Origin of the sequence: Massilia sp. DJPM01, assembly GCF_030348125.1 — a bacterium.
GTDB classification, from domain to species: domain Bacteria; phylum Pseudomonadota; class Gammaproteobacteria; order Burkholderiales; family Burkholderiaceae_D; genus Telluria_A; species Telluria_A frigida.
This window is the reverse complement of sequence record NZ_JAQOZV010000045.1, coordinates 15,935-36,263: the sequence shown is the minus strand read 5'-3', so window position 1 is coordinate 36,263 and position 20,329 is coordinate 15,935. Positions and strand designations below refer to the sequence as shown.

Genomic DNA, 20,329 nt, shown 5'->3' with positions numbered 1-20,329 from the left:
GCGCTGACCCCGATGAAGAAACATTGCCGGCTGGATCGGCGGGTCAGGAACGGGTGATGGGCAGCGAGAGGTCTTCGCCCAGCTTGATGTGCTTGGCCAGCTCGATCTTGGCAATCGCGTTGCGGTGCACTTCGTCCGGGCCGTCGGCCAGGCGCAGGGTGCGGTTGCCGGCCCACTGGTAGGCCAGCGGGAACTCGTCCGACACACCCGCCGCGCCGTGCGCCTGGATCGCCCAGTCCAGCACCTGCTGGGCCACGTTCGGTGCCAGCACCTTGATCATGGCGATCTCGGCCTGGGCGTGCTTGTTGCCCACGGTATCCATCAGTGCGGCGGTCTTGAGCGTCAGCAGGCGCGCCGTATCGATCTGGATGCGCGACTCGGCGATGCGCTCGCGCCACACTCCCTGGTCGGAAATCTTTTTACCGAAGGCAACACGGCTATTCAAGCGCAGGCACATCAGTTCCAGCGCGCGCTCGGCCACGCCGATGGCGCGCATGCAATGGTGGATGCGGCCCGGTCCCAGGCGGCCCTGGGCGATCTCGAAACCGCGTCCCTCGCCCAGCAACAGGCTGGAGGCTGGCACGCGCACGTTCTCGAACAGGATTTCGCAGTGGCCGTGCGGGGCGTCGTCGTAACCGAACACGGGCAGCGGGCGGACGATGGTGATGCCGGGCGTGTCGGCAGGCACCAGGATCATCGATTGCTGGGCATGGCGCGCCGCTTCCGGATCGGTCTTGCCCATGACGATGAAAATCTTGCAGCGCGGATCGCCCGCGCCCGAAATCCACCACTTGCGTCCGTTGATGACGTAATCGTCGCCGTCGCGCGCGATGCGGGTTTCGATATTGGTCGCGTCGGACGAGGCCACGGCCGGTTCGGTCATCGCAAAAGCCGAGCGGATCTCGCCGCGCAGCAAGGGTTCGAGCCAGGTGCGCTTGTGTTCTTCGCTGCCGTAGCGCTCGATGGTTTCCATATTGCCCGTGTCGGGCGCGGCGCAGTTGAACACTTCCGGCGCCCAGCCGACCCGGCCCATGATCTCGCACAGCGGGGCGTAATCGAGGTTCGACAAGCCTTCCGGCGCGCGCACCGATTTTGGCAGGAACAGATTCCACAAACCCTGCTCGCGCGCCAGCGGCTTGAGCCGCTCGATCAGCTCGGTTGGAATCCAGCGGTTGCCCTTGTGCGTGCCGTTGCGGTCGACTTCCTGCTTGAACGCGGTCTCGTTCGGATAGACGTGCTGGTCCATGAAGGCGAGCAGGCGCGCCTGCAACTCTTTGCAGCGGTCGGAGTAATCGAAGTTCATTAGTTATCCTTGGAAAGAGAAATGGCGCGCTGCGCATACTGCCAGCCCAGTTCGGCCATGGGCCGCGCGGCCTTGCCGTTTTCGAGGGCTTGGGCGCTGGAGGCGGTGCCGTCGACGTAGCGTTTCATGATGCCTTGCATGATGCCGGCCAGGCGGAACATATTGTAGGCCAGGTAAAAATTGAAATCCTCGATGCGGATGGTCTTGCCGGTGCGCGCCGCGTAGGCGGCGATGTAGGCTTCCTGGGTGGGAATGCCGAGCGCGTCCAGGTCGAGGCCGGCGATGCCGCGGAACTGTCCGGGCGGGATGTGCCAGCTCATGCAATGGTAGGAGAAATCGGCGGCCGGGTGGCCCAGGGTCGACAGTTCCCAGTCGAGCACGGCCAGGATGCGCGGCTCGGTCGGGTGGAAGATCATGTTATCGAGGCGGAAATCGCCATGCACGATGGCGGTATCGTCGCCCGGCGGGATGTTGTGCGGCAGCCAGGCGATCAACTGGTCCATGGCGGCGATCGGTTCGGTGACCGAGGCCTGGTACTGGCGTGTCCAGCGTTCGATCTGGCGTGTGAAATAGTTGCCGGGTTTGCCGTAATCGGCCAGGCCGATGGCGGCGTAGTCGACCGTGTGGAGGCAAGCGATGACGCGGTTCAGCTCATCGTAGATGGCGCCGCGTTCGGCGCGCGTCATGCCGGGCAGGGACTGGTCCCACAGCACGCGGCCATCGATAAATTCCATCACGTAAAATGCGCGGCCGATGACCGATTCGTCGGTGCAGAGTGCATACTGGCGGGCGGCGGGAAAGCCGGCCTTTTGCAATGCATCCATGACGCGCAATTCGCGCTCGATGGCGTGGGCGGAAGGCAACAGCTTGGCCGCCGGTCCGGGTTTGGTGCGCAGCACATAATGCTGGCCGCCGGCGCTGATCTTGAAGGTGGGATTGGACTGCCCGCCCTTGAACTGGGCCACTTCCAGCGGGCCGCCGGGATAGTCCTCGACATGGACGCGCAGATAAGCGTCGAGGGCATCGACATCGAATTTCTGGCGCTCCGAGACCGGCTTGGTCCCCATCATTTCCTCGAACATCTTGTCTCCTGCTGGTTATGTGAGATCTATTCTAGCTCATGAATAGAACGACCGTACTAATTTTTCCACCACCGGGGTCTGACCTCTGATTAGCAATAGTTTCCTAAGGTGTGGCAAAGCGAGGATGATCATCAAAGTGTTGCTAGTCAGAGCTCTGACCCCGGTTGTGCCGCTCAAACAGTCGCATACCGAAGTCTCGCCTTGCGACCACGCTCAGTTACTCGGCGGACGAAGCAGTTTCCTACAAATCCCGCCCTGGAATTACCGAACTTCCTACAACCGGGGTCTGACCTCAATTAAGAAATGTTTCGAGTCAGAGGTCAGACCCCGGTTGGGGAGTGTTGTTGGCGGGAAGCTTAGCGCGAGAGGCGGTATTGCTCGTACAGCTGTTCCATCGTGGTGCTGCGCGTCTCGGTTTGCAGCGGGGCGGGTGGGGAGTAGTTGACGAAGCGAACTACCCAGTCGGACTCGGCCTCGCCCACGTCGAGCGCGTTGATGCAGCCGGCCGTTTGCGATAGCCCACCCAGGAACATGCGCTGGCCCGTCAGCGCCAACGATAAAATCGCGCAGTTGACGCCGCCATGGAGCACCAGCAGCGTCGTATCCCAGTCGTCCTGCCCGCGCAGGCGCGTGACCGCCGGATGGATCCGGTCCATCAGCTGTCCCACCGATTCGCCCCCCAAAAAGCGCTTGTCTTCGCCCACCATGCCTTCAAACGCGCCCGTAAACGCGTCCTTGAGGTCGGCATCGGCAATCGTCGACAGGCGCCCGCCACGGATTTCTTCGAATTCGGGCCAGATCTCGATATCGATCCCCTGGCCGGTCGCCGCCAGCACGCGCGTGGCCGTTTCCACCGTGCGCGGCAGGCCGGAGACGATCACGCGGTCGAACTGGATGCCTTCGGCCGCAAACGCCCGCCCGGCAGCACTGGCTTGCGCGCAGCCCTGTTCGTTGAGGGGTACGGTTTCTGGAAGAAATGGTTTGCCTGAGGCATCAAAATAGGTGACGCTACCATGGCGCATCAGGAAGATGCGACGGCGCTGGGATGTAGGGGACATGGGTTCTTGTGGTCAGTTCAGAAAAACAGGGCGGTGCGGGTGACGATGCTGCCGGTGTTGGTGTATGGGGCGCTCGCGCGCACCGCGCCGGTGGTGGCGACGCCATCGTCGAGCTTGCTGTCGAGCTGCTGGGCGAAGGAGTCGGGCAGGTTGTCGAAGCGCAAGCCGTTGCCGCTGCGCCCGCCCACGGCGTCGTTGTAGATGTACACCGCACCGCCCTGGGCGCTGGTCATGAAGTCGGTGCTGCCGTTGTACGCGCCGGTGATGAAGCCGGACAGCGCCAGGTGCTGCGGCGCCGACAGGTATTCGGTGATCTGGCCGTCGCCGTTGCCGTTGGCGGTGGCGCCGGCCACATGGGTGGTGGCCAGCACGTCGTCACCGGGCAGCGCGCGGAATTTGTCCTGGTAGGCGTTCACCGCCGCCGCCAGTGAGTTCGATTGCTGGATGATGTTCTTGACCTTGGCGCTGTCGATCAGCCCTTGCCCCTTGAGCACGCCGCCCAGCAGCAGGCCGATGATCACCAGCACGATGGCGATTTCGACGAGGGTGAATCCTTGTTGTCGTTGCATGAGGTTCTCTCTGTTGTGACGGCAGCTGCGTAGTATTCTAGCGTATCAAGGATGGGCCCGGCGCCGGCGCGCCGAAATGTCGTGCAGCCGTCGTTCCAGGAACGCGAGTTCGCGCGCATCGCTGACCTGGCCGCTGGCGAGCATGGCGCCGATCAGCGCGATGGCGCTCTCGTCCTCGCCCATGTCGTCGAGGATGAACAGTTCCATCTGGCGCGCCCACGCCGGCACCACCGCAGCCGTGGCGTTGAGCGCGTGCGCATACCGCCGCGCCAGGGCGGGATCGTGCAGCCGGTGATGCGCCACCAGCGCCGCATGCGCCAGCCACGGCCAGCGCCGGCCGGGATCTTCGCCAAAGCGCCGGTAGACAAAATCGAGCATGATGCGGGTGCGCGCGGGGTCGCTGCTGGCGCTGTACACCTGGCTCGCCGCCAGCAGCGGCGCCTGCCCGCACGGGTCCAGGTCGACGATGCGCTCCAGCCAGGTGCGCAAGGCGCTGTAATCGATGGTGCCCAGCGGCGTGGACGCCTCGTCCTGGCCTTGCACGTACAGGGTCATGGCTTTGGCCAGCGCCACCGGTTCGCCCAGGCTGGCCAGGCGCAGCAACGCCAGCGGAGGCGCTGGCGCCAGCCCGGCTACGGCGCGCTGCCGCGGTGCACGCGCGGCGTGATAGCCCAGCTGCAGCGCCAGCGCGGCCAGCAGCAGCAGCGTCACCGGAACCGGCACGCGCGCGGCCATCACAGGTCCTTGCGGTAAAAATCGACCAGCGCGGCGGCCCCCAGCAAGGTGACATAGATCGCCGTCTGCGCCAGCAGCGGCGCCAGTTGCGCGCCGCCGTACACCAGCCATTCGCTGCGCGTAAACTGGTCCAGGTGCGGCAGCAGCGCCGCCAGGGCGTCGATGGCGACGCGCGGCAGCTGCGTGCCGTCCTGCGCCATGGCTTGCAGGCTGCCGATCGCCCGCGCCAGCAGGTAGAACGCCAGCGTGGCCGTCAGCGCCGCCATCGCCTGCCCGAGCGTCAGTACGCACAGCAGGCAAAATGCGGCGACAATCCACAGTTCCCACCACAGCGACAGCGCCCACGACACGCACCATGCGGCCGGCGCGAGCATCAATGCCATCGCTCCGAACAGCAGTGCCGGCAGCAGCGCCACGAGACCAAATCCAGCCAGCTTGCCCAGCACGTAGGCGGCGCGCGGTATCGCCAGCGCGAGCAGCAGTTCCTGCCCTTTGTCGGCCGCTTCGCGCACCACGCTGGTGGCCACGAAACCTGCCACCAGCAGCACGCAGCACAGGCGCAGCAACGCCGCCAGCAGGGCCGCTTGCGTCGCGGCGCTTTCGGTCAGCGCCAGTTGGCCCACGAAGCCGCCCAGCGCCAGCGCGCCGATGGCCAGTGCGCCCAGCACCCACGCCAGCCGGTTGCGCAGCGCTTCGAGCAGGGTGTATGAGGCAATCGTAAAGAGGGATCCCAGCATGGCCTAGCGCGGCAGCGTTCCGGCGGCAACCATGCGGTTGAACAGCACATTCGGCGAGAGCCAGATGACCAGGTCGTCGTACTCGCCGCCCGGCGCGGCAGAGCTGTCGCTTGGGGTGCGCGCCACGAAGGCGATGCCGGCGCTGCTGGCGTTGGTGCGCTCGTCGACGTTGCTGCTGCTCGTATCCATGCTGCGGATACCGGTGTCGCCAAACCCGCCGGCGCCGTTTTTCCCGTGCGAGACGATCACCGCCGGAATATCGTTGATGCCGGTCGCCGCCACCACGTTGCCGCGCGCATCGCGCGTGCCGATGGTGATGTCGCGCGCGGTCTGCAGCGTGAACATGGTCTGGCTGTTGCTGTACGCCGGCGACACGCTGTAGTGATATGCGTGCCCCCAGCTATCGAGCTTGGGCAGGCCGAGCGTGGCCCACGGCAGCACGCCCTGGCGCTTGCCATCGCGGCAGGTGGCACCAATCCGGTCTTCCAGCCCGTTGACCGGCGAGACGGCGGGGCAGGGCAGGTAGCCGTTGCGCAGCGCGAAACCCATCAGCGCTTCGCGTGCTTCGTCCATCGTTTTCTGGGTATCGCTGATCTTGCGCTGTTCCATCTGCACCGCCAGCGGGGTCAGTAGCCCGCCGATCATCAGTCCGACGATCACCAGCACCACGGCCATTTCGACCAGGCTGAATCCCTGCCGCGCGCGCGTCATGGCTTCGCGACGTCGGTGACGGTGCCGGCGTTCACGTCAACGCTCTGCCCGGGTTTGAGCAGCACCTTCTGGCCGGAGGGCAGCGTCAGCGTCACGCGTGGCGCCTGCGCCGGTCCGCTGAAGCGGTTGCGCGCGCCTTCCTGCGCCTCGTTGTTCACCCACACGGTGGACTTGCCGCTGCTGCGCCGCACGAAGCCATTCACGGTCATCGGCTGCGGCGCGGGTGCCGCTTCCACCACCGGTGCGGGCGGTGCCGCGATCAGGCCGCGCTGGACGTCGAGCTGATGGCGTTCGGCCGGCGTCGTGAACAGGCGCCCCATCGGCGCCGTCTGGGCCTGGGTGTTCTGGGCTGCGACGAGCAGCAGGAATGCGGCGACGGTGGGTTTCATGGCGATTCCTTCGCAATCGGCTGCGGCGTGGCGCCGAGCGTCAGCCAGACCAGGGTGCAGTTGGCCGTCAGGCGTGCCACGCCTATCGATTCGGCCGGTGCGTCGGTGCGTTTCAGCCTGCAGTCCTGGACCGTGAAGCGCCCGGCCCCGCGCAGGTCGTCGATGAAGTGGAACAGGTCCAGTTCGTGCACCAGTCCGAGTTCCACGCGCATGCGGCTGCCGCGCAACTGGTAGTCGCCCAGCGCCATCGGGGCAGGGAAGGCGAGCGGCTGCTGCACGTCGATGTCATAACTGGCCGAGACCAGCTTGCGCGTGAGCTGGATCGATTTGATCGATTCAATCCACGCCAGCCGGTTTTCGTCGCCGATCAAGCCGCCCGCCTGCAGTTCCGCGAAGCGCGGCTGATAGACGGCGATGTCCTGCTTTTCCGATTCGACGTTCTGGAAGCGGCTGGCCGCCGCGCCGCGCTCCTGGGCCGCTTGCGCCAGCGATGCCGCCTGCCGCGCGCCGTACCAGGTGGCGCCTCCCACCAGCAGCACGGTGGCGCCCAGCACCCCGGCGCACAGCCTGGCGGACGGCGCGATCATGCCGATTTCATCGCGCCAGGTGGGTACGCTGGCGTCGCTCGGCTTGCGGCGCAGGGCGTTCGGCTTGGCCATCATGGTTTCCAGGTCACGTTGATGACGAAGCGGGGCTTGACGCCGGCCTCGCCGGTGTCGGTCTTGCCGCTTAACTTGACGCTCTGGCGCACGTCGAGCGGCGCTTCGACAATGTGCACCGCCACGCCGGGATTGCCGGCCATGTCGAGCGCGAACTGGTTCACGCTGTCGAGAATGGCGCGGTAATCCGATGGTCCGAACTCGACTTCGCCATCGATACGCAGCACCTGCACCGGCGCCGATGGCAGGCCGACCAGGCTCGCGGCGATCGATTCGACGGCGTCGCCGGCGGCCGGTGCCGCCAGACTGGCAACAGCACCGGGCTGCGCGAGCGCCGGCTGCTGCACCTGCCAGTCGAGCGCCAGCAGGCGGATCGCGGGGGCGCGGTCGAGCGCACGGCTCACCAGCGCCACCAGCGGCGCCGGCGCGGGGGCGGTGGCGCCCAGCAGCCGGTCAAGCTGCACCGCGGCCTTCATGTTGGCGCTGCGCGCGGGCGTGGGCGGCAGCGTCGCCATGATGGCGCGGTAGCGCGCATCGAGCTGCGCCGCCTCGGCCAGCAGGCGCGTGGCTTCCTGGCCGTTGCGCACGCTGCCCCACACGCTTCCGAGCAGCCAGACGGCGCCGGCGACGGCAAGCGCGGCGCTGGCGCCGTTGAGCGCCAGGCGCGCGCGCCAGATCTGGTCAAAGCGCCCGGCCGCGCCAAGCGGGTACTGGCTGGGCGGGGAGTCGCGGCCCAGCAGGCCAAGCAACAGCTGTTCGGCCGTGTCCACGTGGCCGGCCAGTTTCAGGCGCGCGCAGGCGCTGTCGATGTCGATGAAGTGGAAGGCCACCTCCGGATCGTCTTCGCAGCGCTGTTCCAGCGCCGCCACGCGCGCCGGGGGCGCGAGCACCACCACATGCAGCATGTCGCCCCTTCCCAGCAAGCGGGTACTGGTCAGGAACTGCCGCATCTTGGCTGTTTCGAGGGCGCTGGCGTCAACCACGTCGTCGTGCGCGGCCAGCACCGTCAGGCGGGAAAATTTCAGGTACTGGCGCTGGAAATAGCTCTGGCGCAGGCCGCCGCCCTGTTCGGCGATCAGCAGCAGATGGTCCTGGCCGATGCCCATGCGCCTGACCAGCAGCGCCGACAGGTGGGCCGCCGAATACAGGCCGGCCAGCGCGATCCTGTTCTGCTCCATCACGGCCACCCACGGCTGCACCATGGCCGCGTTGGTCAGGGCCGAGAATACGGTGTGGTCGTCGCGCCGGCCTTCGCTATCGCGGTCCTGGATGTCGGCGTGGCGGAACGGCGTGTCGCGGAAGGCGTGCGTGAGGCGCCGCTCGACCAGGCTGCGTCCGGCGCGGCCACCCACGTGCGGCAGCAGGCAGCGCTGAAAGTCTTCTTCGACCAGGTCGGCCACAAGATAGGCGCGCGTGCCTTGCGCGCCATCGAGGTGGCGCGCAAAGGCGTCCATGCCGTCACGGTCGGCGGAAAAGCAGGGCCCGGGCGCGAGAGCCCCGGCGCGCCAGTCGAAGGCGCACAGCCGGTCGTTCGTCACATGGAATAATTGTTTGGGCAGCACTGCCATCCTCAGGTTTTCAACTGGCTCATGGTGTCGTAGATCGGTCCCAGCACGGACAGCATGATCCATCCGAGCAGCAGGCCAAGCGTGACCGTCATGGCCGGTTCGATCAGCGATTGCACGCGCTCGATCATTTCCTTCACTTCCCGATTATAGAAGTAGCTGACGTTGCGCAGGGCATTGTCGAGCGAGCCGGTGGCCTCGCCCACGCGCAGCATGCGCAGCACCAGCGGCGGGAAGATGCCGCTGTTCTGGAACGCCAGCGTGACGCTCTGGCCGTCCGAGATCAATTGCGCGGCGCGCTGCAGGCCGGCGGCGACCACGCGGTTGGCGACGATGCCTTCGGACAGGCGGATGCATTCGAGGATGGTGATGCCGGAACCGTACATCAGCCCGAAAAAGGTGGCGAAGCGCGCCAGGATGATCTTGTGCAGCACGGGGCCGATCAGCGGCAGGCGCAGTTTGAGGCCGTCGGCCAGCATGCGCGCGCTGTCGCTGCGGCGCAGCCATGCGCGCCCGCCAAAGTACGCCACCAGCGGCAGGGCGAGCAGGATGTACCAGTAGTGGATGAACACATTCGAGACGGCGATCAGCGCCCTGGTGTGGAACGGCAGCTTGCCGCCCATGTTCTTGATAAAGGAGGTCAGTTGCGGCACCAGCACGATCATCAGGAAAAAGGTCACGCCCAGCACCACCACGGCGACCACGATCGGGTAGGTGATGATTTTCCTGGTCTGGGCGGCCAGTTCGTCCTGCCATTTCAGGCTGTCGGACAGGTTACGGAATACTTCGGCCAGTTTGCCGCTTGATTCGCCGGCGGTGATGAGGCTGGTGAAGGTGTTGTCGAACACTTCGTCATGGTGGCGCAGCGCTTCGGACAAGGTCAATCCACCTTCGATTGACTCGATCAGGTCCGTGACGATTTCGCGAAAGCGCGGGTGGTCAAGGGAGTCGCGCAGGTCGCCCAGGCCCTCCAGGATCGGTACGCCGGCGGCGCTCAGCTGCTCCATGTGAAAGCAGAAGTTGATCAGGTCCGCGCGCTTGACCACGCGCTTGCCGAAGGCGACCGCCTTCTGGCCAGCGATATGGAAGTCGATCAGGTCCAGCTCCATGCGGCGCAGGCGCAGTTCCAGGTCGGCGCTGTTGGTCGCGTCCATGGCGCCGGGTACCATCTGGCCGGCCAGGTCCATCGCGCGGTAGGCGTACAGCGGCATCAGGCCAGCCTGTCGGTCAGGTCGACCACGCGCGCCACTTCGTCGAGCGAGGTGGCGCCTTCCAGCACGCGGCGCATGCCGTCGTCCACCAGCGAGCGGAAACCGGCGGCGCGCGCCGTCGCTTTCAGTTCGCGCAGCGAGGCGCGGCGGGCGATGGCTTCGTCGATGTCGGCATTCACCTTGAGCAGTTCCATGATCGCCATGCGGCCCTTGTAGCCCTGGTGGCCGCAGGCTTCGCAGCCGGCCGCGTGGCAGATGGTGGCCGGCGGGTCGTCGGCGTTCAATCCGAGTAGCCGGCGCTCGGTCGCATCGGCCAGTGCTTCGGTCTTGCACACTTGGCACAGGCGCCGCACCAGGCGCTGGGCGATGATGCCGATGATGTTGCCGGCCATGATGTCGGGCAGGATGCCGATGTCCAGCAGGCGCGACACCGAGCCGATGGCTGAATTGGTGTGCAGGGTGGTGTACACCTGGTGGCCGGTCATGGCCGCCGAAAACGCCATTTCGGCGGTTTCCCTGTCGCGCACTTCACCGACCAGGATGATGTCCGGGTCCTGGCGCATCATCGAGCGGATGCCGTCGGCAAAACCCATCTTGGCCGATTCGTTGATCGAGGTCTGGCGGATCATGTTCATCGGGTACTCGACCGGGTCTTCCAGCGTCATGATGTTGACGCTTTCGGTGTTGATGTGGTTCAGGATCGAGTACAGGGTGGTGGTCTTGCCGCTGCCGGTCGGCCCGGTCACGAGAATAACGCCGTGCGGCCGGGCGATCATCAGTTTCAAGAGGTGCAGTTCGTCCTCGCCCAGTCCCAGGCCGTCCAGCGGCACCAGTCCCTTCTGGCGATCGAGCACGCGCAGGACAAAATTTTCGCCGTGCGTGGTCGGTTGGGCCGAGGCCCGAAAGTCGATCTGGCGTCCCGAAAACTTGATCGAGATGCGCCCGTCCTGCGGCGCGCGCGATTCGGCGATGTTCATATTGCTCATCACCTTCAGGCGCACCGCCATCGCCGGCCAGTACGACTTGTGCAGGCTGCGGATCTGGCGCAGGATGCCGTCGATGCGGTAGCGGATGCGCAGAAAACTCTGTTCCGGCTCGAAGTGGATGTCGGAGGCGCCATTTTGCACCGCGTCGGCCAGCAGCGCGTCCATCAGGCGCACCATCGGCTGGCTGTATTCGTCGGTGGTGGCGGCCATGGCGGCGTAATTGACTTCGCCGGTTTCAATCTCCAGCAAGATGCCGTCGATCGACAGCTCGAAGCCGTAATACTGGTCGATGGCGCGCGCGATGTCCGATTCGTTGACCAGCACCGGCCCAATCGTGATGCCCTTGACCAGCATGGCGCTGATCTGGTCCAGCGCGACGATGTTGCTGGTGTCGGCCATGGCCAGGATCAGGTTGTCGGTATCGCGCTCGTACACGATCGGGAACACACGGTAGCGCTTGGCCACGTCCTTGGGAATGAGCTTGAGGGCGATGGCGTCGACCACCAGGCTGGTGAGGTCGGCGCTTTGCTGGTTCAGGTTTTCCGACAGCGCTTCGCGCACCGTCGCTTCGGTGACGAAGCCGAGCGTGATCAAGAGTTTGCCGAGCGGCTCGCTGCTGCGTTTTTGTTCGATCAGCGCGATGCGCAGCTGGTCTTCGCTGATGACCCCTTTCTGGATCAGCAGTTTGCCGAGGGGGAATTTTGCATGTTCCGACATGCGGTTATTGCCCGCCCAGTTCGCGCGCGCGGGTGGCGGCCGCCTCGCGGTCGAAATTGACGGCGCCGCGCTGCGCCAGTTCCAGCGCGCGCTGGTAGTAGCTCAGCGCCAGTTTGCCTTGATTGAGCCGGTCGAGGCCGATGGCCAGGTTGAAGGCGTAGTCGGCATTGTTCGGATTGGCGGAATAGGCGCGGAAATAGTGCTGCTGGGCTTCCGGCCAGCGTCCCTGGCGCGCATACAGATTGCCCAGGGCGAACAGCAGCGGGCCGGATTCGGGGTTGCGCTCGACCACGCGGCGCAGGCGCCCTTCGGACTGGCCCGGATCGCCCTGGCGCACGCTGCTCAGGCCGGCCAGCGCATCGTTGTCGTTGGGATCGAGGTCGAGCAGGCGCGCGTAGATGCCGGCTGCCTGCTCGGCCTGCTTGTCGCGGGCGGCGAGGGCGGCCATGCCGAGCAGGGCGTCGCGATTGTTGGGGTCTTGCCGCAGCACCGTCTGGTAGCTTTGGCGCGCCGCCGGCAAGTCGCCATTGTTGTAGGCCGTAAAGCCATTCTGGAGCGAGGGGTTGATCTGTTCGGGCTTGCTTGAGCGGGCCACGCGGATGCCGCTGCTGTCGGCCGGCGCGGCCGGCGTGCGCGGGGCGGCGCGGGGCGCGGCTTGCGGCGCAGCTTGTTGCTGCAACTGTTGCAGGCGCATCGCTTCATCCGGCGGCATCTGGTCGCGCGAGGAGGGCGGGGGTGCCTGCGGCACGTAGGCCTGGACCGGCTGGGGCGGCTGTATCGGCGCCTCCGCACCCGGCTGGGTGGCAATGACCGGAACGCCGGGCGCCGCAACGCCGGGCGCCACTGCGCCGGGATCGGGGGCGGGCGGCTGGTTCTGGCCCGGCATCGGCACCATCGGCAAATGCCGGCTGGAACCGGGACCGTAGACAGCGCTCCAGTACATGTAGGCGAACACGGCCGCGATCAGCAGGGCGATGCTGCCGAGGACCGCAATGCGGATGGTGCGCGCGTCCATGCGCGCCATGGCGCGCTTCCGAGCCTTGACGCGCGGCGCTGGCGCTGGCGGGGCGTTGCGCGAACGGCGCGGTGGCGCGGCCTGCGGGTCCGGTGTGGCCATGCGCGGCGGTGGCTCCGGCACGAAGCCGATGGACGGCTCGGCGCGCGCCGCGGCCGGCCCCGCGTCGAGCGGCGACAGGCTCAGCGGCTCGGCGGCCGCGGCCTCCTCCTGCGGCGCCAGCGCCAGTACCTCGTCGTAGGCTTCGGAGGGCTTGGCCAGTTCCTCGTCGGGAACGTGGTTTTGCTTGGCGCGCTCGGCTTTCTTGAGCGCCTGCATCAGGAGGCTCATGGTCAGTTCACCTTTGCGCGCACAGGTTCGGAGTACGGTTCGGCCACGGCGCCCGAGGTGTCGGGCAGCAGGTAGCGGTAATCCTTGTAGTCGCCGTTGACGCTGGCGTTTTTCACCACCACCGGCCGGATGAAGATCACCAGTTCCGTCTTGCTGACTTTTTCGTTGCGGTACGAGAAGAAATTGCCGATCACCGGCAGCACGCCCGCGCCCGGCACGGCATCCTTGGCGTTGTCCACCGAATCCTGCATCAGCCCGCCCAGCACGGAAATGTCGCCGCTGTAGACCTTGAGGATCGATTCGACTTCGCGCGCCTGAATCACCGGCACCTGGCTGGTCACCTTTTCGGCGGCCAGCGCCGGGTTGGGGTCGGTCACATAGCCGACAATGCGGGTAATGGTCGGGCGCACGTTGAGGGTGACTTCGTCCGTGTCGGCAATCTGGGGCGTGACGCTCATCACAAAGCCGACCGGCACCGTTTCGAGCTTCGACTCGTAGGTGGCGGGCGTGGTGACGTTGCCATTCACGCCGATCACGGCCGGCGTGACCTTGATGGTGAAGAAGACGTTGTTGTCGACCACTTTCAGCATCGCGGTCTGGTTGTTCAGCACGCTGATCTTGGGGCTGGACAGCACTTTGACCTTGCCGAACGATTCGAGCAGCTGGATCGCGGTGGTGATGTTGCCCAGCGCCGAGGTGGGGTTCAGGTAATTGATCGAAAACAGCCCTGGCGTGCTGCCGATCGCCACGCCCGAGCCGGGCAACGCGCTGCCGACCGGCCTCTGGCTCAGGGTCAGCCCGCCGTGCAGGCGGCTCCAGTTGATGCCCTGCTGGTACTGGTCCGACAGGCGCACTTCGATGATGGTCGCTTCGATCAGCACCTGGCGCTTGGCGCTGCCGAGCACGATGTCGAGAAATTGCTGGATCTTTTCGTGCTGGCGTCCGGTCGCGCGTACCGCCAGCAGCCCGCCTTCGGCATTGACGATGACCGATGGCGCGTTGCGCTGGCGCTCGTTGGAGGATGCGTTGAAGGCGGCCAGCACGGTGTCGGGCACGGCCTGCGGCGCGGGCTGGGTCGGCTGGTTCGGGTTCGCCGGGGCTGTGCCGGCGGCCGCTGGCGGGGGTGCTGACGAGATCGTGCTCGGGGCGTCGCCCAGCGTCGTGTCGCGCAGCATGTCGCGGATATTCTTTTCCAGGCTGCCCCAGAAGTTGTTTTCCGAGCGGTTGGTCACCGAGGTCGTTGAATTATTGTTGCCCGATCCGCCGGATGGGGCCGCGCCGCCGCTGGTGCTGCCGTTGGCATTGGTCAGCGTGGGGCTGCTGGAGCCGCCGCCGGTGGTCGAAATCTGGGTGGCGATGTTGACGCTGCTGTTGGTGCTGCGCGCCATGTTGACGTAATCGACCTTGTAATTACGCCATACCGGCGTATCCGGCAGCACGGTCAGGGTGGCGCCATCGATTTCGTAGCGCATGTCCACCTGCCGCGATATGCGGGTCAGGAGCTGCGGCAGGGTCTGGTCGAGCGCGTTCAGGGTCACCGTGCCTTCGATGCCGGGGTGGATGTCGACATTCAAGCGGGCGTCGCGCGCCAGCGCGAACAGCAGCGACTGCGCCGGCACCTTGTGCACCGTGACGCTGTAGGTTTCGGCCTTGGGCGTGGCTTTGGGCGGCGGCAGCGGCGCGCTGTGCATGACCGGGTCGGGAATCCGTCCGGCCGCCGGGGGAGCCTGGGTCACATGCGACGGCGAACCGGGCAGGGTGGGCGTGGCACAGGCGCTCAAGAAGGCGCAGACAATGGCAGTCCCGACGGTGCTCAGCGGAAAAACGGTTTTTTTCAGGGTCATTGGTGCGCTCTTGAGTGCCATGACACAATAATGGCGGAAAAGTAAGCGTGGGGCAATTGCTGCACGTCTAATGGAAGAAGATGCTGCGCGAAACGAGCCACCCCAGCAACGCCAGCGTGGCCGCGCCAAGGCCGGCCAGGGCCAGGGTCCTGCCGGTGGGGCCGCCGCTGGCGGCAAAGGCGCAGTCGGCGATGGCCGCCTTGGCGTGGCGCGCTTCGACCCGGTCGGATTCGTCGATGTAGGCGGCCATCAGGGCTTTGTCCGCCAGGATATTGATGCGGCGGACGATGCCTTGCGATACGCGCGCGATTTGCCTGGTCGCGGCGGCGCTGAACACGGCCGGGCCGTTATAGCCGGCCGCATGCAGACGGAATGCCAGGAAGTCGGGAATCACGTCGGGCGGCATGGCTGGCACCACCAAGTTGTGGGTGATGCGTTCCTTGAACTGGCGCATGCTGGCCAGGTTCAGGTGCTCATCGAGCTCGGGTTGGCCGAACAGCACGATTTGCAGCAGCTTGTGGCGCGCCGTTTCCAGGTTGGAGAACAGGCGCACCTCTTCCAGCGTGTCGAGCGGCATGGCCTGGGCTTCCTCGACCAGCAGCACCACCTGCTTGCCGGCGCTGTGGCGGGCGATCAGGTCGGCCTGCAGCATGCGCGTGACTTCGTCGATGCGCTTGCCGGTCACGTCGAGTTCGAGCTCGCCGGCGATGGCGTAGGCGACCTCGGTGTTTTTCAGGGTGGGATTGGCCAGGTAGATCACATCGATGTGCGGCGGCAGCTGGTTTTCCAGCATGCGGCACAGCATGGTCTTGCCGCTGCCGACTTCGCCCGTGACCTTGATGATGCCTTCGCCGTGTTCGACCGCGTAGAGCAGGGCGTCGAGAATCTCGCCGCGTGTGTTGCCGGCGTAGAAAAAGACGGGATTGGGCGTGATGCCGAAGGGCGATTGCTGCAGGCCGAAGTGCTGGTGGTACATGGGGTTCAGTGCACGCATGCGAGGAAGGCCTGTTCCAGCGTGGCGGCGCCGTAGGCCTCGCGGCAGGCGGCCGGGGCGCCGGTGAAGCGCAGCTGGCCGTCGTGCAGGATGGCCATGCGGTCGCACAGTTCTTCGATGTCGGCCAGTGCGTGCGAGCTGAAAAACACGGTGGCGCCTTGGCTGCGCGCGTGTTGCAGGCGCTGTTTCAGGCGGGCGCGCGCTTGCGGGTCGAGGCCGCTCATGGGCTCGTCCAGCACGTAGGCTTGTTTGTTGGACAGGAAGCAGGCGGCAAGGCCGAGTTTTTGAGTCATGCCCTTGGAGTGCTTGCGGACTGGCAGGGACAGCGCCGCGTGGTCGAGGTCGAGCGCGTCGAGCATGGCGTGGGCAGCTGTGGCGTCGTAGGGGTTGCCGTGCAGTTTGGCCATGTACTTGAGGAATTCGGCGCCGCTGAGGTAGTAGGGCGGCATGAAGCGTTCGGGCAGGAAGGCGAGCGGTCGGCGCGCCCCGGCCAGGCGGTGGCTGCGGCCAAAGATGTCGATGCTGCCGGACTCGAACGAGACGAAGTCGAACAGGCATTTCAACAAGCTGGTCTTGCCGGCGCCATTCACGCCGACCAGGCCGACGCATTCGCCTGCCGCGATGTCGAGGTCGATGCCTGCCAGCACCGGCGCGCCGGCGTAGCGTTTGACTAGCTGGCGGAAGCGCAGCGCGGGTGTGCTCATGTTGACAATGTTGGCAGTGGTGGCAAGGTTGACAGGGAGCGACGCTCCGACTGTAGCGCATTCAGTGTCGCTTGCACAATGGTTGCACGTTCGCACGACACAAAATCGTTGCGAATGTAAAAAACGAGTGTTTCTGGAATAGAATAGTTTGACGGTTTTGTACGCGCAGCCACCGTCTTGTTCACTCGATAAGTAAATCAACAAAGGTCTTCATGGCACGCCCAGAAAAAGTCCGCCTCGGCGAAATCCTCGTCCAGCAAAAGCTGTTATCCGAAGACCAATTGGGTGCGGCGTTGCAAGACCAGAAACGCACCGGCCGCAAACTGGGCCGGGTGTTCATCGAAAACGGTTTCGTGACCGAGGAGCAAATCTCGGGCGCGCTGGCCAAGCAGCTCGACATTCCATACATTAACCTCAAGTTTTACAACACCAACCCGGACATCGTGCGCCAGTTGCCGGAAACCCAGGCCCGGCGTTTCCGCGCCATCGCGCTGGAAGACCGGCGCGGCGCGCTGCTGATCGGCATGTCGGACCCGACCGACCTGTTCGCCTACGACGAGATCGCACGCCTGGTCAAACGCAATATCGAACTGGCCGTGGTCAACGAGACCGAGGTGCTGGCCGCGATCGACCGCATCTACCGCCGCACCGATGAAATCACCGACTTCGCGCGCGAGCTGGAACAGGATCTGGGCGACACCTTCGTCGACTTCGGCACCCTGGCCGCCAATCCGAACCTGGAAGAGGCGCCCATCGTCAAGCTGCTGCAATCGGTGTTCGACGACGCCACCCAGGTGCGCGCCTCGGACATCCACATCGAACCGCAGGAAACCCGGCTGCAAATCCGTTTCCGCATCGATGGCGTGCTGCACCTGCAGACCGAGGCCGATATCAAGATTGCCACGCCGCTGGCGCTGCGCCTGAAACTGATGTCCGACCTCGATATTTCCGAAAAACGCTTGCCGCAAGATGGCCGTTTCGCCGTCAAGGTCAAGCAGCAGCGCATCGACGTGCGGATTTCGACCATGCCGACCCAGTACGGCGAATCGGTCGTGATGCGGCTGCTGAACCAGGGCGGCACCACCCTGCGGCTGGACGCGATCGGCATGCCGGCGCGCCTGGTGGAAAAATTCCGCGCCATCGTGCAGCGCCCCAACGGCCTGGTGCTGGTCACCGGCCCCACGGGGAGCGGCAAGACCACCACCCTGTACAGCGCGCTGGCGGAACTCAATTCTGTCGAGAAAAAGCTGATCACGGTGGAAGACCCGGTCGAGTACCGCCTGGCCGGCATCAACCAGGTGCAGGTGAACGAAAAAATCGACCTGTCGTTCGCGCGCGTGCTGCGCTCCGCACTGCGCCAGGATCCGGACATTGTGCTGGTCGGCGAGATGCGCGACCAGGAAACCGCCCAGATCGGCCTGCGCGCCGCCATGACGGGTCACCTGGTGCTCTCCACCCTGCACACCAACGATGCCGCCAGCACGCCGCTGCGCCTGATGGACATGGGCGTGCCGCGCTACATGGTGGGCAGCTCGCTGCAAGCGGTGCTGGCGCAGCGCCTGGTGCGTGTCATTTGCGAAAGTTGCACCACTACTTACCAGCTGACGCCGACCGAGCGTGAATGGCTGCGCGCGGAGTTGCACGAGCATGCCGAGAGCACCCAGTTTTTCCACGGCAAAGGATGTTCGCATTGCAACGGCATGGGTTACCGCGGCCGTACCGGCGTGTACGAGCTGCTGGAAATGACGCGCGCCGTGGTGGATGCGGCCAACCATCCCGATCCGGCCCACTTCCTGAAAGCGGCGCACGCCGAGATGCAGGGCGAAACGCTGCGCCGCCACGCCGTGCAGCTGGCCGTGCAGGGGCGCACCACGGTGTCCGAAGCGATGCGCATCAGTAACCAGATCGAGGAATAAAGCGTGCCGTTTTTTGCCTACAAGGGACGCAATGCCAAAGGCGAGCTGATGCAAGGCGTGCTGGAGGGGGCCGATAGCGGGGCGGTGGCCGACCAGCTGTTCGGCAACGGCGTCACGCCGCTCGATATCAGCCCGACCAGCCGCGCCGTCACCAGCGGCGGCGACGAGGAAAGCTGGCTCGACCGCATGTTCGAGAAAAAAGTCACCTCGATGGATGTGCAGTTATTCAGCCGTCAACTCTACACCCTGCTCAAATCCGGCGTGCCGATCATGCGCGGGCTGGCCGGGCTGCAGGAATCGGCCATCAGCAAGTCGTTCGGCAAGGTGATCAAGGATTTGCGCGAGTCGCTCGATTCCGGGCGCGAACTGTCGGCGGCCATGCGCCGCCATCCGACCGTGTTTTCCAATTTTTACCTGTCGATGGTGCGCGTGGGCGAAATGACCGGGCGCCTGGAAGACGTGTTCCTGCGCCTGTTCGACCACCTCGAATTCGACCGCGACATGCGCGAACGGGTGAAAACCGCCACGCGCTACCCGATGTTCGTGATGATCGCCATGCTGCTGGCAATGATCGTGGTGAATATTTTCGTCATTCCCCAGTTCGTGAAGGTGTTCGAGAGCTTCAATTCGCAGTTGCCGCTGATGACGCGCATCCTGATCGCCAGCTCGAACTTCATGGTGCGCTTCTGGCCGGCGCTGCTGGGGTTCTCGGTGGTGGGGTTTTTCGGCTGGCGCACGTATATCAATTCGACCGAGGGCCGGATGTGGTGGGACCGGGTGCGCCTGCGCATCCCGATTGCCGGCAAAATCATCCTGAAAGGCACCATGGCGCGCTTTGCGCGCAGCTTCGCGCTGTCGATGAAGAGCGGGGTGCCGATGGTGCAGGCGCTCACGGTGGTGTCGCAAACGGTCGACAATGCCTATCTGTCGTCGCGCGTGGAACAGATGCGCGATGGCGTCGAGCGCGGCGAGAGCATCTTGCGCACGGCGGTGGCGGCCGGGGTATTTACGCCGATCGTGCTGCAAATGGTCGCGGTGGGCGAGGAAACCGGCTCGCTCGACGACCTGATGGATGAAATCGGCCAGATGTACGAGCGCGAAGTCGATTACGAGCTCAAGACGCTATCGGCCCAGATCGAGCCGATCATGATCGTGTTCCTGGGGGCGATGGTGCTGGTGCTGGCGCTGGGCATCTTCCTGCCGATCTGGGACCTGGGCAAAGCGGCTTTGCATAAATGAGACAGATCGCCACTCCGTCAAGCGCAGTGCGCGCCTGCGGCTTTTCGCTGCTGGAAATGGCGGTGTGCACGGTGGTGATCGCGCTGTTGACCGGTGTGCTTTTACAACGCTTGCTCTACTATCGCGAACAGGCCGAACTGGCCGCAGTGGAACAGCTGGCAGGCGTGCTGCGCACTGCCTTGCTGCTCAAGACGGGGCAGTTGCAAGCCCGTGGGAAGGAGGCCGAAATCCCCTCTCTCATTGGAAAAAACCCGATCGACTGGCTGGCTGAGAAACCACGCAATTATGCCGGCGAATACTTCGCGCCGACCCCGGCCCAGGTCGCTCCCGGCCACTGGTATTTCGACCTGAAAACGAAAACCTTGGTCTACTTGATAAGTAAGGAAAAGAAATTTCCACAAGGCACTGCGAATCGCATTCACTTCAAGGTAGAATTCTCTCGCTTGCCCACAATCCCCGCCAAGCAGAGTGGTGCGCCAGAAACAAGGACCGTTGCCCTTACTCAAGTTAATAGATAATCCGCCGTTAAAGAATACGGTAGTCGTGTTTCTGTTACGCACCTCAC

At 65.1% G+C, this 20,329-nt stretch carries 19 protein-coding genes; 3 read left to right on the top strand and 16 right to left on the bottom strand.

All coding sequences use genetic code 11. The features are described from left to right. Positions 1–43: 43 nt before the first annotated feature. The 16 genes from PO883_RS24475 to PO883_RS24400 form a co-directional block, all read right to left on the bottom strand. Positions 44–1,303 carry an acyl-CoA dehydrogenase family protein gene (locus PO883_RS24475; RefSeq protein ID WP_289312072.1) on the bottom strand — a complete coding sequence of 420 codons (1,260 nt, stop codon included), beginning with the start codon at positions 1,301–1,303 and terminating at the stop codon, positions 44–46. After that, positions 1,303–2,385: a phosphotransferase gene (locus PO883_RS24470; RefSeq protein WP_289312071.1), complete on the bottom strand. Its 1,083-nt coding sequence runs from the start codon at positions 2,383–2,385 to the stop codon at positions 1,303–1,305. The genes PO883_RS24475 and PO883_RS24470 overlap by 1 nt, the downstream gene beginning before the upstream one ends. 356 nt (positions 2,386–2,741) lie before the next feature. Beyond that, positions 2,742–3,443: a histidine phosphatase family protein gene (locus PO883_RS24465; protein WP_289312070.1), complete on the bottom strand. Its 702-nt coding sequence runs from the start codon at positions 3,441–3,443 to the stop codon at positions 2,742–2,744. A gap of 17 nt (positions 3,444–3,460) precedes the next feature. Beyond that, positions 3,461–4,012 (bottom strand): prepilin-type N-terminal cleavage/methylation domain-containing protein, encoded by a 552-nt coding sequence (locus PO883_RS24460; RefSeq protein WP_167087295.1) that lies wholly within the window; start codon positions 4,010–4,012, stop codon positions 3,461–3,463. 45 nt (positions 4,013–4,057) lie between these two features. Beyond that, positions 4,058–4,747 carry a hypothetical protein gene (locus PO883_RS24455; RefSeq protein WP_289312069.1) on the bottom strand — a complete coding sequence of 230 codons (690 nt, stop codon included), beginning with the start codon at positions 4,745–4,747 and terminating at the stop codon, positions 4,058–4,060. After that, on the bottom strand, positions 4,747–5,484 hold the full coding sequence (locus PO883_RS24450) for an ABC transporter permease (protein WP_289312068.1): 738 nt from the start codon (positions 5,482–5,484) through the stop codon (positions 4,747–4,749). The genes PO883_RS24455 and PO883_RS24450 overlap by 1 nt, the downstream gene beginning before the upstream one ends. A 3-nt stretch (positions 5,485–5,487) precedes the next feature. Beyond that, positions 5,488–6,195 (bottom strand): prepilin-type N-terminal cleavage/methylation domain-containing protein, encoded by a 708-nt coding sequence (locus tag PO883_RS24445; protein ID WP_289312067.1) that lies wholly within the window; start codon positions 6,193–6,195, stop codon positions 5,488–5,490. Continuing rightward, positions 6,192–6,584, bottom strand: a complete 393-nt coding sequence (locus tag PO883_RS24440; protein WP_289312066.1) for a hypothetical protein — start codon at positions 6,582–6,584, stop codon at positions 6,192–6,194. The genes PO883_RS24445 and PO883_RS24440 overlap by 4 nt, the downstream gene beginning before the upstream one ends. Then, complete coding sequence (locus tag PO883_RS24435) at positions 6,581–7,246, bottom strand: hypothetical protein (protein ID WP_289312065.1); 666 nt, start codon at positions 7,244–7,246, stop codon at positions 6,581–6,583. Before PO883_RS24435 ends, PO883_RS24440 begins: the two co-directional genes overlap by 4 nt. Continuing rightward, on the bottom strand, positions 7,243–8,781 hold the full coding sequence (locus PO883_RS24430) for a hypothetical protein (RefSeq protein WP_289312064.1): 1,539 nt from the start codon (positions 8,779–8,781) through the stop codon (positions 7,243–7,245). The genes PO883_RS24435 and PO883_RS24430 overlap by 4 nt, the downstream gene beginning before the upstream one ends. Before the next feature lie 32 nt (positions 8,782–8,813). Next, positions 8,814–10,019, bottom strand: a complete 1,206-nt coding sequence (locus PO883_RS24425) for a type II secretion system F family protein (protein WP_289312063.1) — start codon at positions 10,017–10,019, stop codon at positions 8,814–8,816. Next, positions 10,019–11,722 (bottom strand): GspE/PulE family protein, encoded by a 1,704-nt coding sequence (locus tag PO883_RS24420; RefSeq protein ID WP_289312062.1) that lies wholly within the window; start codon positions 11,720–11,722, stop codon positions 10,019–10,021. The genes PO883_RS24425 and PO883_RS24420 overlap by 1 nt, the downstream gene beginning before the upstream one ends. Before the next feature lie 4 nt (positions 11,723–11,726). Then, entirely contained in the window at positions 11,727–13,067 is a 1,341-nt protein-coding gene (locus tag PO883_RS24415; RefSeq protein WP_289312061.1) for a tetratricopeptide repeat protein, read from the bottom strand. 2 nt (positions 13,068–13,069) lie between these two features. Next, positions 13,070–14,911 (bottom strand): pilus (MSHA type) biogenesis protein MshL, encoded by a 1,842-nt coding sequence (locus PO883_RS24410; protein WP_289312060.1) that lies wholly within the window; start codon positions 14,909–14,911, stop codon positions 13,070–13,072. Positions 14,912–14,978: 67 nt separating this feature from the next. Further along, positions 14,979–15,905, bottom strand: a complete 927-nt coding sequence (locus tag PO883_RS24405) for an ExeA family protein (RefSeq protein ID WP_289312059.1) — start codon at positions 15,903–15,905, stop codon at positions 14,979–14,981. Beyond that, complete coding sequence (locus tag PO883_RS24400) at positions 15,893–16,609, bottom strand: ABC transporter ATP-binding protein (protein WP_289312058.1); 717 nt, start codon at positions 16,607–16,609, stop codon at positions 15,893–15,895. Before PO883_RS24400 ends, PO883_RS24405 begins: the two co-directional genes overlap by 13 nt. Positions 16,610–16,821: 212 nt before the next feature. On the opposite strand from PO883_RS24400, the gene PO883_RS24395 reads away from it, so the two are divergent. The 3 genes from PO883_RS24395 to PO883_RS24385 are packed head-to-tail and all read left to right on the top strand — an operon-like array spanning position 16,822 to position 20,282. Beyond that, the gene (locus PO883_RS24395) at positions 16,822–18,525 is read left to right on the top strand and encodes a GspE/PulE family protein (protein ID WP_289312057.1); all 1,704 of its coding nucleotides are present in this window, start codon (positions 16,822–16,824) and stop codon (positions 18,523–18,525) included. A 3-nt stretch (positions 18,526–18,528) separates the two neighbouring features. Then, positions 18,529–19,764 carry a type II secretion system F family protein gene (locus PO883_RS24390; protein WP_289312056.1) on the top strand — a complete coding sequence of 412 codons (1,236 nt, stop codon included), beginning with the start codon at positions 18,529–18,531 and terminating at the stop codon, positions 19,762–19,764. Beyond that, on the top strand, positions 19,761–20,282 hold the full coding sequence (locus PO883_RS24385) for a type II secretion system protein (protein ID WP_289312055.1): 522 nt from the start codon (positions 19,761–19,763) through the stop codon (positions 20,280–20,282). The genes PO883_RS24390 and PO883_RS24385 overlap by 4 nt, the downstream gene beginning before the upstream one ends. The last annotated feature ends 47 nt before the right edge of the window (positions 20,283–20,329 follow it).